This window comes from Stutzerimonas decontaminans (genome assembly GCF_000661915.1).
Lineage (GTDB): Bacteria > Pseudomonadota > Gammaproteobacteria > Pseudomonadales > Pseudomonadaceae > Stutzerimonas > Stutzerimonas decontaminans.
The window spans coordinates 2,012,377-2,026,851 of sequence record NZ_CP007509.1 but is presented as its reverse complement, the minus strand read 5'-3'; the positions used below and the strand labels follow the sequence as shown (position 1 = coordinate 2,026,851).

The following is a 14,475-nucleotide window of genomic DNA, read 5'->3' as shown; positions in this document are numbered from 1 at the left end:
GCGCTGGGCGGAGCCTCCGCGATTTTTCCTGATTTTTTCACGACGGCCTTAGTCGCCCTAGTCGGCAGGGGTTCATGCGCGGCGAAACGCGCAGAACCTTCCAGACAAGGAGCGCAAGCATGAGCAAGCCCATCCGGATCTACCTTGCCGATCTCGCTGCCTACAATGCCGGGCATCTACACGGCGTGTGGGTTGAGGCGACCCAACCCCTGCATGAGATTCAGAAGCAGATCGAGTCGATGCTCCGAGCATCCCCGGTCCCTGGCGCTGAGGAATACGCGATTCACGACCATGAGGGTTTCGACGGTTACCGCCCGGGGGAATACGAGTCGCTCCAGGCCATACACGAGATTGCCTGCCTGATCGAAGCGCATCCCGAGCTAGCCGGCGCTCTGCTGGCCTACTTTGGCGAGGTGGAACCAGCACGCGTTGCCATCGAAGAAAACTACTGCGGCTGCTATACCTCCCTCGCTGACTACGCCCAGGACGTGACCGAGCAAACAACCGATATCCCTGAGCACCTCGCGCCGTATATCGACTACCAGGCCATAGCGCGCGACATGGAATACGGCGGCGACGTGTTCACCATCGAAACGGGCTTCGAGCAGGTGCACGTTTTCCACGCCAACTAGCGGGTCACCTGTGGACGCTTACGAGGTCCGCAACCTGTCCCCTGAGCGCCGCCGCCTCGCACACCCGGTGGCGGTGTCATCCAATTGCAATGCGCCACGGCCTTCAATACATCGCCATCGCCAATCACCGAGGCCAGCGACATGCCCGAGAAAGCCCTGTGCGGTCTGGTAGCCCGCTCCCCGTTCAAGCAGTTGCGCTGCCAATTTGAGCAAGTGCATGGTGCGGTCCAGTTGCTGCTTCCCCTGCTGCGCAGCGCCCTCGACGAGGACTGGCAGCGCGTACAGCTGATCGAGCAGCAGGTCCGGGAACTCAGCCAGGAAAGCGAGCGGGTGTCGCGGGATGTCTGCCTGCACTTGCCGAGCACGCTTTTCATGCCAATCCCGCGCAGCGATGTGCTCGATCTGCTGCGGGCGCAGAACAGCCTGGCCCACGGCGCCAGTGAATTCGCCCGTCTCGTCGCGTTGGGCAGGATGCGCTTTCATCCGGCGATGCAGGATGAAATCAGGATCCATCTGCTGCGGGCGGTCGATACGGTCGCGCACGTCATGGCTGTCGTGGAAAAGCTCGACGAGTTGCTCGAAAGTCGTTTCCGCGGCCACGAGGCCGTCCTGGTGCAGGCGATGATCAATGAGCTAATCAACATCGAGTACTCGTCGCGACAGCGTCGGGACGAGGCAACCATCAAGTTGCTTGGAATGAAGGACCAATTGCCGGCGGCTGAACTGATAACACTCGATAAGCTGATCGAGTATATCGCCGACATGGCAGCGCAGGCCAAGCAAGTTGGTCTGCGCCTGGAGCAACTGTTGGCAAACTAGCGGAAACTTTCGTTCAGGCGACCCAGGACTTCACCGCCTCGGCGCCGTACTGTTTTTTCCAGGCGCTGAGGACCCTATGGTTACCACCCTTGGTTTTGACCACCTCACCGGTGTGCGGGTTGGTATACCTCTTAATTTCACGGGCGCGACGGCGGCCGGCGGGCGCTACATCCCCGGCCGACGCCGGGTCGAGGATATCGAGGACGGTGCGGGCATTGAAACCGTACTCGTTGATCAGGGCCTTGAGCTTGTCTTCAAACTCCATTTCCCGTTTCAGTTGGCCATCGGTCTTGAGCTTGTCCAGCGCCGCGAGTTGCTCGGCAAGTTGGGCTTCAAGGCGTTTGTACTCGGCGATCTTGCTCATCATTTTCCTCTTCAAAGCCATAAAACATAATTGGCCTGGCGATATACCGCGGGCAAACTAACACGGCCACTAGTGGATAACCAGAAGACGCCACGGTAAATCAACTTCCGCCCCGTATTAAGACGAAAACGTAAAGGCGTATTTACTATTAGCAGCACAGTACGCGAACGCACATTTGCGGCTTTGTGTGTATACGCATTTCAGTAATTGCAGTTCTACTGAAATGCGCAATTTCGCTTCTGTTAAAAGTGCATGCGTCGCACCCGCTTGCAGGACATGCGGGCAACGTCGATCACCATGTCTGCCCGGTTGGCGTTGTGACGCAGCAATCGGACCAGGCACGCTGCAATTGGTTTTGTGCCGCGTTGCCGTCTGGTCCGAGACCCAGTCCGGCATGATCGGCACGGGCTGATCGGCACAGGGTAGGCCTCCATTTACAGGAGACCTGCCCATGTCCCTCCAACCTCACCACGCTGCGCCCTCTTCTACCGACCATGACCGGCAAACCCTGCCTGGCCAACCGGTCGCGCCAAGATTGCCCAGGGCTTCGGCGCCGGATCACCCGACCTACCTCAACAATGCTGAGGCCGCGGTCTTCCTTCGGCTTTCACCACGCACCCTGGAAAAGCAGCGTGTCATCGGGGGTGGGCCGCGCTTTCGCAAGTTTGGCCGGCGCGTCATGTATGCCCTGGCCGATCTGCAGGCATGGGCCGACGTGCGCAGCTTCGAGACCACCTTCGACCCCGAATATCTGCAGCATCACTGCGGAGGTGCGCGCCATGAACGTTGAGACGCTCGATACCGATGAGCGGACGTTCCGAGCCGCCTGCCCAGGAACGGCCGCTAGCCCCGTTTCGTGCCCTGCCCGGCGACATGGCCCCGCGCGATGCCCAGGACCTGATGGCGCACCCCTTCTTCTCGCTCGGCAAATCGCGTCGCACGGTGCCGATCGACTTTCGCTCCGGGAGCGTGACGGTACGCGTGGAAGGCACGCACGAGCATGGCATCGCGACGATATGGGATGCGGATATCCTGATCTGGGCCGCCAGCCAGATTGTCGAGGCGCGCGATGCGGGAATTGCGACGTCCCGCCTGATCAGGGCGACGCCCTACGAGATCCTGCGCTTCATCGGGCGTGGCACCTCCCGGCGCGACTATCTGCGGCTGAAGGCTGCCCTGGATCGGCTACAGACCACGAGCGTTGCGACGTCGATACGCGAGACCTCCGGACGCCGGCTGCATCGCTTTTCATGGATCAACGAGTGGAAGGAGCTGGCCAATGCCGATGGCAAGCCCCTGGGTATCGAGTTGATCCTGCCGGACTGGTTCTATGCCGGCGTGCTGGATCGCGCCCTCGTCTTGACCATCGACCGGGCGTATTTCCGGCTGACCGGCGGGATCGAGCGCTGGCTCTATCGCCTCGTGCGCAAGCACGGCGGGCACCAGCCGGAGGGTTGGCAATTCGACTTCAGGCACCTGCACCGAAAGTCTGGCAGTGCTGCCCGCTACTCGGACTTTGCCCTCGATCTTCGTGCACTGGTCGCCCGCCAGTCCCTGCCCGGCTACCAGCTGGACATCGTGCGGATGGACCCTTCCACCGAGCTGCTGGCGTTCAGGCCCGTGCCGTAGGCGGCACGGGGATAAGCCGGGGACAAGCTGTGAAACCCGTCGTGCTATCAGGCGCAAATACACTCGTGCCATCAGGCGCAGGCCTATCGTGCTATCAGGCGCACCGAATTGGATGCAAACCAGCAAACGCGCGGCCTGCGGCGTGCCTTAACTTAACTAACACAGAATCTCTAACTTGTTGTTGTGGGATCGAGGCTACCCGGATCATCCGCGCCGGTTGGCACGCACACGTGGAGGCCGGGTCATGATCCTCGCCCTGCTCAACCAGAAGGGCGGGGTCGGCAAGACCACCCTGGCCACCCATATCGCCGGCGAGCTGGCACGACGCGGCAAGACCGTAATCCTGCTCGATGCCGACCCGCAAGGCTCTGCGCTGGACTGGGTGCAACGGCGTGCCCAGCAGGGCCTGGCGAGGCTGTTCGGAGCGGTGGGCCTGCCACGCGAGACACTCCATCAGGAGGCGCCTGAGCTGGCCAGACGTGCCGACCACCTGATCATCGACGGCCCACCGCGCATCGCTGCCCTGGCCCGATCGACGTTGATGGCAGCCGACCGGGTACTGGTACCGGTCCAGCCCAGCCCCTTCGACTTCTGGGCCAGCGCCGAGATGGTCGACCTGATCCGCGAGGCACAGGTCTTTCGTCCCGCGCTGCGCGCGGCGTTCGCAATCAACAGGCGTGTCAGCACCACGGTGATCGGGCGCGAGGCCAGGGAGGCACTGGCCGACCAGCCGCTACCGGCGCTTCGCGCCGAAGTGCGCCAGCGAATCGTATTTGCCGACAGTGCGGCAGCCGGCCGCCTGGTGCACGAACTCATCCCCGACGGCGCAGCGGCCCGTGAGATCAGCTCGCTGGTCGACGAACTGCTCGGGTGGGCGGCATGAGCGCGAAGCGCGTCGACATAGGCGCGCGGCCCATGGCCGATGCCCAGGCCCGGGCATGGATCCGTCAAGCGTCGGTACAGCTCCCTGCAAAGGGCAGCATTTACACGGCGCGCCTTACGCTCGACATCACCCCCGACCTGCGGGCTCGAATCAAGGTGGCCGCGTTTCAGGAAGGCATTACGGTGGCCCAGATGCTGCGCGAGTTGCTCGAGGCGCGTTTTCCGGAGCGCGAGGCATGAGGCACCGCAAGGCAGTCCTCCTGCTGGCGATCGTGGGCACTGCATGGGTGGCGTCGTCGGGCCTGTTCGAGCTACCGGTGAGGGTCGTCTACAACGCTTCGGACAGCGTGCCACCCGGCTGGTACCGCATCGACCCGGACGCGCTGCCAAAGGTCGGGGACCTGGTCCTGGTACGCCTGCCAAGCGACGCGGCCCAGCTTGCATCTCGCCGTGGATACCTTCCGATTGAGATACCGATGCTCAAGCCGGTTTTCGCAGCGCCGCCACAGCGCGCCTGTGCGATCGGCTCGCGTCTACTGGTGGACGGCGCTACGGCAGTAGAGGCGCGTGCATACGACCGCCGCGGCCGCCCCATGCCGCAGTGGCGAGGATGCCGCCCTCTGGTGGATGACGAACTCCTGCTGCTTTCCCCGCGCCATGACGACTCGTTCGACAGCCGCTATTTCGGTCCCGTCAGCACGCATACCGTGCTGGGCACGGCACATCGTTTGTTTGCCGATTAGTGGCGAATGGCGGAGCTGAGAGGCATGAAAAGCGGAGGGCAAGATAAAAGGAGGCGGCACGAGTGACGCCTGGAGCCAGTCTGCACGTGGGGGTGGGAGCGGCACGGCTGCGCCACGATACGTGCCGGGATCATGTCAAAAGGCGCGCCGCCCGTGATACGCCCGGGTGCACCACGCGCTACTGCGCCGACACGGGAGCGCAACATGAATGACACGCGAGATCGGTCGCTCGAGGAGCGGTTTCAGCCCGAGGCGGGGCCACCCGGACACCGCGGCCAATCACTGGTGACGCAGGTCCTGCGCCAGGCCGGCAAGGCCGGTGGCCGTCGGCGCCCAGGCGCGTACCGACCCGGCGCCGGCCTCGGCCGCGGCCATGTCGCCGCGCGATTCGTCGCCGGCCGCTCGCCACGCAGTCGCCGGGTGACGATCAAGACCCGGCTGGTGAACCTGCGTCAGGCCGGCAGGCGGTCGGTCTCGACGCACCTTCGCTACATCGAGCGCGAGGGCGTCGGACGCGAGGGCGAACCCGGCCAGGCATACGATCCGATGACGGATCGCGCCGATCTCGAGGCATTCGAGGCCCGGGGCCGGGAGGATCGCCACCAGTTCCGCCTCATCGTGTCCCCAGAGGACGCCGGCTCGCTGGAGGAGCTGCGCACCTTCACCCGGCACCTGATGGAACGCGTGGCCGGCGACCTGGGCACGCGCCTGGACTGGGTGGCCGTGGACCACTGGAACACCGACAACCCCCATACCCACGTCGTCCTGCGTGGAAAGGACGAAACCGGGCGGGACCTGATCATCGCACGCGACTATATCGCGCAGGGCATGCGCCACCGGGCCTGCGAGCTGGCCACCGAATGGCTGGGGCCGCGTACCGAACGGGAGATCCGACAGGGACTGCAGCGCGAGGTCGGGCAGGATCGATGGACCGGCCTTGACCGCGAGCTGCTGCGTCAGCGTCAGGCCGATGGGATACGGTTGCAAAGGCTCGCCCAGCATCCCCGTCGCCAGCCGCTGATCGGTCGGCTGCAGAATCTGCAGCGGCTTGGCCTGGCGCGGGAGCTGCGACCCGGGCACTGGCATATCGACGATCGCGCCGAGCGGACACTGCGTGCCATGGGCGAACGGGGCGACATCGTGCGGACGATGCAGCGCGCCATGTCCGGCATGCAGCGAGAGCTCAGCATCCTCGAGCCCGGCTCCGATCAGGTCGTGGTGGGCCGGCTGGCTGCCAAGGGCCTGGCCGGCGAGGCGCATGACCGGGTCTATCTGGTGATCGACGGCGTCGACGGCAAGGCCCATCACCTGCGCCTACCGGCCGGTGCCGATCCGGCCGACTACCCAACGGATGCCGTGATCGAGGCGCGGGCCTCGCAAGCGCCGAGCGCGGTGGACCGACGAGTCGTCTCGCTCGCGGTAGAGGGGCTCTATCACCGCGAGCACCATCGGACGCTCCTGGCTCGAGAGGATGGATTGAGCGGTGAGTCCCAGGGCCTGCTGAACGCCCATGAGCGACGGCTGGAAGCCTTGCGTCGGGCGGGTATCGTCGAGCGAACGGGTGAGGGTCCATGGCGCGTCCCCGCCGACCTGGTCGAACGGGGGCAACAGTACGATGCCCGACGCACAGGCGGCCTGTCGGTCGCGGTGCGCAGCCCGCTGTCGATCGAACGGCAGATCGGCGCCAACGGGGCCACCTGGCTGGACACGCAGCTGATTGCCGGTGGCCAGGCCATCAGTGACCGGGGGTTCGGGGCCGAGGTCCGGGCCGCTCTGCATCGGCGCACGGACTGGCTGGTGGAACAACGCCTGGCGGAGCGCCGAGGGGCACGCACGCTGTTCGCCCGCAACCTGCTGGCCACCTTGCGCGAGCGGGAACTGGCGGCCACGGCCCGCGACATCGAGGCCCGGACGGGCCTGCAGCACCGCCCGCTGGTCGACGGCAAGCCCGCCAGCGGCATCTATCGTCGCCGCATCGAGCTGGCCAGCGGGCGCTATGCCCTGCTCGACGACGGCCTGGGATTCAGCCTGGTGCCCTGGAGGCCCGTGATCGAACCCAGGCTGGGGCAACGGCTGACGGCAAGGGTCCAGGGCGCCCATGTCACCTGGCAGATCGGTCGCTCACGCGGTCCCGCCATCAGTTGAGGACGTCGGCATCGCGTGCCGCCTGCTCCCGCTCGGCCTGGAGCCACTGCTCGAACGCGCGACTCTGCGCCTGCCCTTCCCTGGCGGCGTAATAGACCAGCCGCAGGTCGCGATCCACATCGATGGACAACGAGGTATGGTCGAACACGACCGGGCCGATGGCCGAATAGTGCTCTCCCTTCTGGTCTCTGGCGGGCGAATTCGAGCACCTAGGTGCCCGAATCCGCTGCATCATTTAGCGAGCCGAACGGGCCAGACCACGCTGTTTCACCAGCGTGTAGATCGCTGGAATGACGATCAGCGTAAGAATCGTCGAAGAAACCATCCCGCCCACCATCGGCGCGGCGATGCGCCTCATTACCTCCGATCCTGTACCGGTGCCCCACATGATCGGCAGCAGACCGGCCATGATGGCAACCACAGTCATTATCTTCGGCCGCACTCGATCCACCGCGCCAGTCATCACCGCCTGGTAGAGGTCATCCACTGTCAACTTCTCACCGGCAGCCTCCCGCTCGGCTCGGCGCTCATCGAGCGCGTGGTCGAGGTAGATCAGCATGATCACGCCGGTCTCGGCGGCTACGCCAGCCAGTGCGATAAAGCCCACCGCTACTGCAACAGAGAAGTTGTAGCCCAGCGCCCACATCAGCCAAACGCCGCCTACCAACGAAAATGGCACTGAGAGCATGACGATCAGCGTCTCGGTAAGCCGGCGGAAGTTCAGGTACAACAGCAGGAAGATCACCACCAGCGTCAACGGCACCACGATCTTCAGCCGCTCGGCAGCCCTTTCCATGTACTCGAACTGGCCACTCCAGGTGACGTAGTAACCGGGCGGAAAGCTCACCTGCTCCTGTACAGCCTGCTGCGCCTCGCGCACGTAGCTGCCGATATCCCGGTCTCGAATGTCCACATAGATGTACGCCGATAGCAACGCATTCTCGGTACGAATGCTTGGGGCACCCTTACTGATGCTGATCGCGGTGAGCTGACCGAGCGGTATGTGTGCACCGCTCGGCGTTGGCACTAGCACCTCGGTAGCAATCCGCTGCGGATCGGAGCGCAGCTCGCGCGGGTAGCGCACATTAACGCCGAACCGTTCCCGCCCTTCGACAGTGGTGGTCACAAGCTCTCCGCCGAGAGCGGTGCCGATCACCACCTGCACCTCTCCCACCGTAAGGCCGTAGCGGGCCAGGGCGTCGTAATCAGGCGTGATGTCGAGGTAGAAGCCGCCTGTTATGCGCTCGGCAAACGCGCTGGTTGTGCCGGGCACCGCCTGCACCACTGCTTCAATCTGCGTTGCCAGCCGCTCGATTCCCGCGAGATCCATGCCGAATACCTTGATGCCAATGGGCGTTCGGATGCCGGTGGAGAGCATATCCAGGCGCCCTTGAATGGGCATAGTCCAGCTGTTGGCCACGCCGGGAAATTTCAGCGCCTCGTTCATCTCGGCGATGAGCTTGTCCACCGTCATCCCTGGCCGCCACTCTTTCTCCGGCTTGAGGTTAACCACGGTCTCGAACATCTCCACCGGTGCCGGGTCGGTGGCCGTGGCTGCGCGGCCCGCCTTGCCAAACACCGAGGCCACCTCTGGGAAGCTCTTGATGATCCGGTCCTGCGTTTGCATGAGCTCAGCGGCCTTGGTAATAGACATGCCAGGAAGCGAGGCTGGCATATACAGCAGCGTGCCCTCGTTGAGTCGCGGCATGAACTCGCTACCGAGCTGCCGCGCCGGCAAAATGCTAACGACCAAAACCACCAGCGCCACAAAGATGGTGATTACCTTCCAACGCAGCACACCTTGGATGATCGGGCGGTAGACCCAGATCAGAAAGCGGTTCACCGGGTTCTTGTACTCGGGGATTATCCGCCCACGCACGAACAGCAGCATCAGCACCGGCACCAGGGTCACTGATAGCAGCGCCGCCGCACCCATAGCGAAGGTCTTGGTGAACGCCAGCGGCGAGAACATCCTCCCCTCCTGCGACTCCAGCGTGAACACTGGCAGGAAGGAGACGGTGATGATCAGCAGCGAGAAGAACAGCGCCGGGCCTACCTCCCGACAGGCCTCGATTATGATCTGAACACGTGGCTTCTCCGGCGGCGCTCGCTCCAGGTGCTTGTGGGCGTTCTCGATCATCACAATAGCGGCGTCCACCATCGCGCCGATGGCGATCGCGATGCCGCCCAAACTCATAATGTTGGAGTTGAGCCCAAGCCAACGCATGACGATGAAAGACATCAGGATGCCAATCGGCAGCATGAGGATGGCCACCAGCGCACTGCGCACGTGCAGAAGAAAAACAATGCACACCAGCGCAACGATGATCGACTCCTCAAGAAGGGTGAACTTGAGATTGTCGACAGCGCGCTGGATAAGATCCGAGCGGTCGTACACCGTCTCGATATTCACTCCTTCCGGCAGGCCGGGACGGATCTCCTCTATTTTGGCCTCAAGATTGTCGATCACGGACATAGCATTCTCGCCGTAGCGGGCAACGGCGATGCCGCCGACCACCTCCCCCTCTCCATCGAGCTCAACGACGCCACGTCGCTCGTCCGGGCCGAGTTCGACGCGAGCTACATCACGCAGCAGAACCGGAATTCCGCGTGAAGCTTTCAGCACCAGTTTCTCGATGTCCTCTGCACCGCGCAGGTAGCCGCGACCGCGCACCATGTACTCGGTCTCGCTCATCTCTACGATGCGGCCACCGACGTCGGCATTGCTGGTACGGATGACTTCAGATATCCGGCTCAACGGGATGTCGTAGGCTTGCAGCTTTTGCGGGTCAACGGTGACCTGATACTGCTGGACAAAGCCGCCGATGCTTGCAATCTCGGATATGCCCTCGGCCTTGGTGAGCTGATAGCGTACGAACCAATCTTGCAGGGTGCGCAGCTCAGCAAGGGTATGACGCGTGCTGGTCAGGGCGTATTGGTAGACCCAGCCCACACCGGTGGCATCTGGCCCTAACGCGGGTGTCACCCCGGCTGGCAGGCTCTTCGAAGCGAAGTTGAGGTACTCCAAAACCCGCGAGCGGGCCCAGTAGATATCGGTGCCGTCCTCGAAGATCACATAGACGAAGGAGGCACCGAAGAATGAGAAGCCTCGCACCACCTTGGAGTTGGGCACCGATAGCAGCGCTGTGGTTAGCGGATAGGTCACCTGATCCTCTACCACCTGCGGGGCCTGCCCAGGATATTCGGTGTAGACAATCACCTGCACGTCGGACAGGTCCGGCAGTGCGTCCAGTGGGGTTTTGATTACCGCGTAGATGCCGGCGCCGATAATGATCAGCGTGGCGAGCAAAACAAGGAAGACGTTGCGCACCGACCATTCAATGATTTTGGCAAGCATGCTCAATGCCCTCCATGGGAATGGCCGCTGCCGTCCGGCATCACATGACCGGAGTGAGTCTCAGACTCAGCGCGACTACCGTAGCCCGCATCCACATCCGGCGTACGCTCGTTTTTTTCGTAACTGCCGCTATCACTGTGAGCGTCGTGTCCAGCATGACGATCATGTGCGTCGGCATCGCCTGGCGCGACAGTATCGCCATGAGCATGGGTATCCGTCGCCAGAGCCGCCTGTGCAGCCGCCTGCGCAGCCGGCTTCGCGCTCATGCCGCTCAGCGCTGCCTTGAGGTTGCTCTCGGCATCGATCAGGAAGTTGGCGCGTGTGACCACTGACTCGCCCTCCCTCAACCCTTCCAGCACTTCGAGGTAGCCGTCGGCACGCCTGCCTGTGCGCAGTTCGCGCGGCTCAAAGCGACCTTCGCCCAGGGCAACCAGTGCAATCCGACGAGTACCGCTGTCGATCACCGCTGAGTCGGGCACGGCGAGCACAGGCACCTGTTCACCTGCTGCGAGGTGGGCGGTACCGAACATGGCCGGCTTGAGCAGGCCGTCGGGATTGGGCAGCTCGATACGAACCTTGGCGGTACGAGTCTCCGGCGACAGGCCGGGATAGATGAAGATCACCTCACCCTGGAAGGTCCTATCGGGATAGGCGCTGACCGAGAGCTGCGCCTCCTGCCCAGGCCGAACCAGCGCCAGATCCTGCTCGAAAACCTCAGCGATGAGCCAGACGGTATCGAGGTCAGCAATTCGATAAAGAATATCCCCTGGCTGAAAGCGCATACCTTCCACCGAGGGCTTCTCCAGCACCACGCCGCTCACAGGCGCGGCGATCGTCAGAGTGCGAGTGGCCTTGCCGGTACGGCGCAGCCGCTCAAGCTGTGCTTCTCCGATATCCCAGTTGCGTAGCCGCTCTAGAGCAGAATCGGAGAGCGAGGCGAGCCCCTTCCGCGCGACCGCGCTGCCACCGGCAAGGCTTTGCCGTCCGGCATTGGCGATCAGGAACTCCTGCTGCGCCGACACCAGCTCGGGGCTGTAGACCTCCATAAGTGGCTGGCCTTTGCGAACCGGCTCACCGGTCGTGTTGACGTGGAGCCTTTCGATCCAGCCCTCGAACTTGGGCGCCAAGGTGTATTGGCCACGCTCGTCGACCTGCACCGTACCGACGGCGCGCACTGTACGGGTGAGCACGCGGCGCTCGACTGGCGAAGACAGTACACCCAGCAACTGCACCTTCTCAGGGCTGATGACAACGGTGTTACCCGATTCATCACCCTCATAAACGGGGATGTAGTCCATACCCATGGAGTCCTTCTTCGGCACCGGGGAGGTGTCCGGCAGACCCATGGGATTGCGGTAGTAACGGATCTTGCGCTCGCCCTGCGCGGCAGCATGCGCCTTGTCGGCGTAGACCGGGATGTAGTCCATCCCCATCGGATCCTTCTTGGGCACTGGCGAGGTATCGGGCAGGCCCATGGGGTTGCGGTAGTAGAGAACCTTGCGCTCTTGTGGGGCAGTGCTGCCAGCCGCCTCCGAGGAACTTGTCTTCTGCGCTGCCATGTAGCCGCCACCGAAGCCGGCGATTGCCGCAACGAGGGCAAGCGTGCCTGCGCCGAAAATCATGCTGCGTTTCATAGTTCTGCTCCGACAAGACGTTCCAATTCCACCACTTGCACTCGTTGCTCCAGTGCCAGCGAGAGCAGCGACAGCCGCAGCTGGCGAATCTGTCGCTGGGCATCGAGCAAGGTCGCGAAGTCGACGTTGCCGGTCTGATAGCTGGCGAGCGCCGATTGATAGGTGAGCTCCGCCTGCGGCAGGAGCGTTCTGTCGGTCAGTTCGTGCTGTCGAAAGGCTGTCTCCAACGCCGACCACGCTTCACCTACGCTGCCCGCGAGACGGCTGCTGACTGCCTCGCGTCGAGCCTCGGCGGCGTAGCGCAAGGAAACGGCCTCGCGCTGCTCTGCGTTGCGGCGTTTGCCCCACAGCGGGATGTTCATCTCCACCATCAACTCGAACTCTTCGGCCCGGTTGCCCGTCTGGACGACGGCAGTGCCGACGGTGATATCCGGAATCCAGTTTCGGCTGGCAAGCGCCTCGGCACGCTGGGCCTCTTGAACTCGTGCACTGAGCTCAGCCAATTGAGGATTGCCACCGAAGATACGCGCCTGCAGCTCAGCCAAGGTCGGCACCGATGCAGGCAGAGCAGGCCAACCGGCGGGCTCCGCCAGCGGCGAGTTCGCTGGGCGAGCTAAGATGCCGTTCAGCCGCGCCGCCGCGCCGCGCCGGTCACGCTCCAGAGTCAACAGCTCGCTCTGCAGACTGGTGTGCTCTGTCTGAGCCTTGATCACGTCCTGTTGCGGCACAAGCCCCACTCGGTAGCGAGCCTGGGCAATGCTCTCAAGCTCATCCACCAGAGCCTGCAGTTCCTCGGTGACCTGGATGGCCGCGTGGGCGTATTGATATTCGTTGAAGGCAAGCTTGACGAGACTCCTGAGCTCGACTCGACTCAGGCGCTCCCGGGCCACCGCCTGCTCGGCACCCGCCTCTGCGATCTCGCGGGCAAGCCCTCGCTTGCCGCCAATAGGGAATGTCTGACGGAACGCGTAGCGTGTGCTGCCGACGCCGCTGGGCGATAGGGTCGGGTCGTCGCGGGCGATGCCCATTTCCTCGAAAGTGAGCATCGGATCCGGGAGCGCACCGGCTACATCGGGCCGCTCCCAGGCAGCCTGCCTCTCATGCCCGACGGCCCGCAGCTCTGGGCTCTGCCGTTCGAGCAGGTCTAGCAGCGGAGGCAACGAGGCGCCGAGCTCGGCTGACCCTGGCGAGGCCTGCGCGCCGCTGCTCAGAGCAAGGCCTAGGATGACGGGTGCTAGCAGCCCCCAACTGCGACAGGGCAGCGGCTGAACGATCCAGTTCATAGAATCCCCTTGCTGCTGTGCCGGCCCCTTTGATTGCAGCAACGACAATTAGAGTCTTCGCGTACTTCGGCTACGGCACCACGCCAGTCCTGAGCGGGGAGCGGAAACAGGTATGCCAACCAGGCACGGTATTTGTTCAAGACATTCATCATGTTTAGCTCCGAAGCACGCAAATGTCGGCACAAGGGGAATGCATGGACCCGTTCATGATCGAGCCTCGAATAGTTCATAATTTATTGTTTGGCTTTATTGCAGATCAGGCCTGTCGGGTAGATGACCTCAGCATTACATTCATGTCAGCTTCTTAGACAAAGATCGCTGATGTCATCTTGTGCCAAGTAGTCGCCACCAGCGTCATCGAATGGCATCGGCTGACGAAAGCGCCAATAGGAAAAGGAATACATCCCCCAGCCGTCATGCGCAAATAGCGAGGGTTCAGAACCATTGAATGGCCTGTACTTGTTATTATGGAGGGCTATTACCTAAAGGTAATCCGCTTGATTACGTCTATGTAATTTCGATGTCATCCGACTAACAGTTCGTAATATTTATAATTCCGGTAACATTTTAAATAGGAGCCGGATATGAACACGTTAAAAATCATGGCCGCAGTATCATTTATGACCGCAGCTTCGTTTGCCATGGCGGAAGGCAATTCAGATCGTGTCTATGGAAAAATGATTCGCGCGAACGAAAAGGCCATACAGGAATACGCCGTTTCCATCGGAAAGAACCGTCCCGAAGTAGTCCATTACCGCTATGGAATGAAGCTGGACATTGCCAAAGTTATTCGTACCACGCGGACTGACATGACCTGCAATGAAGTGATGCCAGCCCAGATGACTTACGAGGACTCCAATGGCGATCTGAATATCCTCGAGTACCGGGTCGCCGGAACGAATTGTCGGAGATAGACATATGGCCCCTAGGGATGCCCCATCCCTTATTTCCGGCCCACTTCGGTCCTTCCCGTTTAAAAGCGGCGA

Annotated in this window: 13 protein-coding genes and 1 pseudogene; 9 read left to right on the top strand and 5 right to left on the bottom strand. The window is 62.5% G+C overall.

Going from position 1 to position 14,475, the window contains the following annotated elements:
- Positions 1-119: 119 nt before the first annotated feature.
- Both UIB01_RS09525 and UIB01_RS09520 read left to right on the top strand, forming a co-directional pair.
- The gene (locus UIB01_RS09525) at positions 120-632 is read left to right on the top strand and encodes an antirestriction protein ArdA (protein ID WP_038659389.1); all 513 of its coding nucleotides are present in this window, start codon (positions 120-122) and stop codon (positions 630-632) included.
- A gap of 141 nt (positions 633-773) precedes the next feature.
- Positions 774-1,451, top strand: coding sequence for a DUF47 family protein (locus tag UIB01_RS09520; protein ID WP_051605058.1), 678 nt, complete (start codon positions 774-776; stop codon positions 1,449-1,451).
- A 13-nt stretch (positions 1,452-1,464) separates the two neighbouring features.
- Here the strand turns inward: UIB01_RS09520 and UIB01_RS09515 are convergent, their stop codons facing one another.
- On the bottom strand, positions 1,465-1,815 hold the full coding sequence (locus tag UIB01_RS09515; protein ID WP_038659386.1) for a histone-like nucleoid-structuring protein, MvaT/MvaU family: 351 nt from the start codon (positions 1,813-1,815) through the stop codon (positions 1,465-1,467).
- A 451-nt stretch (positions 1,816-2,266) separates the two neighbouring features.
- Here UIB01_RS09515 and UIB01_RS09510 point away from each other — a divergent pair, with 451 nt between their 5' ends.
- The 6 genes from UIB01_RS09510 (at position 2,267) to UIB01_RS09485 (ending at position 7,214) form a co-directional block, all read left to right on the top strand.
- Positions 2,267-2,605 (top strand): helix-turn-helix transcriptional regulator, encoded by a 339-nt coding sequence (locus UIB01_RS09510; RefSeq protein ID WP_336509888.1) that lies wholly within the window; start codon positions 2,267-2,269, stop codon positions 2,603-2,605.
- A gap of 14 nt (positions 2,606-2,619) precedes the next feature.
- Entirely contained in the window at positions 2,620-3,444 is an 825-nt protein-coding gene (locus tag UIB01_RS09505) for a replication initiator protein A (protein ID WP_038659383.1), read from the top strand.
- Between the two features lie 244 nt (positions 3,445-3,688).
- Positions 3,689-4,327 carry a ParA family partition ATPase gene (gene parA, locus UIB01_RS09500; protein WP_038659380.1) on the top strand — a complete coding sequence of 213 codons (639 nt, stop codon included), beginning with the start codon at positions 3,689-3,691 and terminating at the stop codon, positions 4,325-4,327.
- On the top strand, positions 4,324-4,566 hold the full coding sequence (locus tag UIB01_RS09495; protein ID WP_038665601.1) for a ribbon-helix-helix protein: 243 nt from the start codon (positions 4,324-4,326) through the stop codon (positions 4,564-4,566). Before parA ends, UIB01_RS09495 begins: the two co-directional genes overlap by 4 nt.
- Positions 4,563-5,069 (top strand): S26 family signal peptidase, encoded by a 507-nt coding sequence (locus tag UIB01_RS09490; RefSeq protein WP_038659378.1) that lies wholly within the window; start codon positions 4,563-4,565, stop codon positions 5,067-5,069. Before UIB01_RS09495 ends, UIB01_RS09490 begins: the two co-directional genes overlap by 4 nt.
- A 204-nt stretch (positions 5,070-5,273) precedes the next feature.
- The gene (locus UIB01_RS09485) at positions 5,274-7,214 is read left to right on the top strand and encodes a relaxase/mobilization nuclease and DUF3363 domain-containing protein (RefSeq protein WP_038659375.1); all 1,941 of its coding nucleotides are present in this window, start codon (positions 5,274-5,276) and stop codon (positions 7,212-7,214) included.
- On the opposite strand, the pseudogene UIB01_RS09480 reads toward UIB01_RS09485, so the two are convergent.
- From UIB01_RS09480 to UIB01_RS09465, 4 genes and pseudogenes are all read right to left on the bottom strand, one after another.
- Positions 7,207-7,371, bottom strand: a pseudogene (locus tag UIB01_RS09480) (helix-turn-helix transcriptional regulator); the annotation flags it as partial. The gene UIB01_RS09485 and the pseudogene UIB01_RS09480 overlap by 8 nt on opposite strands.
- A gap of 78 nt (positions 7,372-7,449) precedes the next feature.
- On the bottom strand, positions 7,450-10,572 hold the full coding sequence (locus tag UIB01_RS09475) for an efflux RND transporter permease subunit (RefSeq protein WP_038659371.1): 3,123 nt from the start codon (positions 10,570-10,572) through the stop codon (positions 7,450-7,452).
- Positions 10,573-10,574: 2 nt separating this feature from the next.
- Positions 10,575-12,206 (bottom strand): efflux RND transporter periplasmic adaptor subunit, encoded by a 1,632-nt coding sequence (locus tag UIB01_RS09470; protein WP_014852997.1) that lies wholly within the window; start codon positions 12,204-12,206, stop codon positions 10,575-10,577.
- The gene (locus UIB01_RS09465) at positions 12,203-13,489 is read right to left on the bottom strand and encodes a TolC family protein (protein WP_038659367.1); all 1,287 of its coding nucleotides are present in this window, start codon (positions 13,487-13,489) and stop codon (positions 12,203-12,205) included. Before UIB01_RS09465 ends, UIB01_RS09470 begins: the two co-directional genes overlap by 4 nt.
- 584 nt (positions 13,490-14,073) lie before the next feature.
- Between UIB01_RS09465 and UIB01_RS09460 the strand changes: the two genes are divergently transcribed.
- Entirely contained in the window at positions 14,074-14,403 is a 330-nt protein-coding gene (locus tag UIB01_RS09460) for a DUF2790 domain-containing protein (protein ID WP_038659364.1), read from the top strand.
- The last annotated feature ends 72 nt before the right edge of the window (positions 14,404-14,475 follow it).

Excerpts from the sequence above, each read along its gene's own strand:
- UIB01_RS09525 (WP_038659389.1), top strand. The coding sequence starts at position 120 with ATGAGCAAGCCCATCCGGATCTACCTTGCCGATCTCGCTGCCTACAAT.
- UIB01_RS09520 (WP_051605058.1), top strand. The coding sequence starts at position 774 with ATGCCCGAGAAAGCCCTGTGCGGTCTGGTAGCCCGCTCCCCGTTCAAG.
- UIB01_RS09515 (WP_038659386.1), bottom strand. The coding sequence starts at position 1,815 with ATGAGCAAGATCGCCGAGTACAAACGCCTTGAAGCCCAACTTGCCGAG.
- UIB01_RS09510 (WP_336509888.1), top strand. The coding sequence starts at position 2,267 with ATGTCCCTCCAACCTCACCACGCTGCGCCCTCTTCTACCGACCATGAC.
- UIB01_RS09505 (WP_038659383.1), top strand. The coding sequence starts at position 2,620 with ATGAGCGGACGTTCCGAGCCGCCTGCCCAGGAACGGCCGCTAGCCCCG.
- parA (WP_038659380.1), top strand. The coding sequence starts at position 3,689 with ATGATCCTCGCCCTGCTCAACCAGAAGGGCGGGGTCGGCAAGACCACC.
- UIB01_RS09495 (WP_038665601.1), top strand. The coding sequence starts at position 4,324 with ATGAGCGCGAAGCGCGTCGACATAGGCGCGCGGCCCATGGCCGATGCC.
- UIB01_RS09490 (WP_038659378.1), top strand. The coding sequence starts at position 4,563 with ATGAGGCACCGCAAGGCAGTCCTCCTGCTGGCGATCGTGGGCACTGCA.
- UIB01_RS09485 (WP_038659375.1), top strand. The coding sequence starts at position 5,274 with ATGAATGACACGCGAGATCGGTCGCTCGAGGAGCGGTTTCAGCCCGAG.
- UIB01_RS09475 (WP_038659371.1), bottom strand. The coding sequence starts at position 10,572 with ATGCTTGCCAAAATCATTGAATGGTCGGTGCGCAACGTCTTCCTTGTT.
- UIB01_RS09470 (WP_014852997.1), bottom strand. The coding sequence starts at position 12,206 with ATGAAACGCAGCATGATTTTCGGCGCAGGCACGCTTGCCCTCGTTGCG.
- UIB01_RS09465 (WP_038659367.1), bottom strand. The coding sequence starts at position 13,489 with ATGAACTGGATCGTTCAGCCGCTGCCCTGTCGCAGTTGGGGGCTGCTA.
- UIB01_RS09460 (WP_038659364.1), top strand. The coding sequence starts at position 14,074 with ATGAACACGTTAAAAATCATGGCCGCAGTATCATTTATGACCGCAGCT.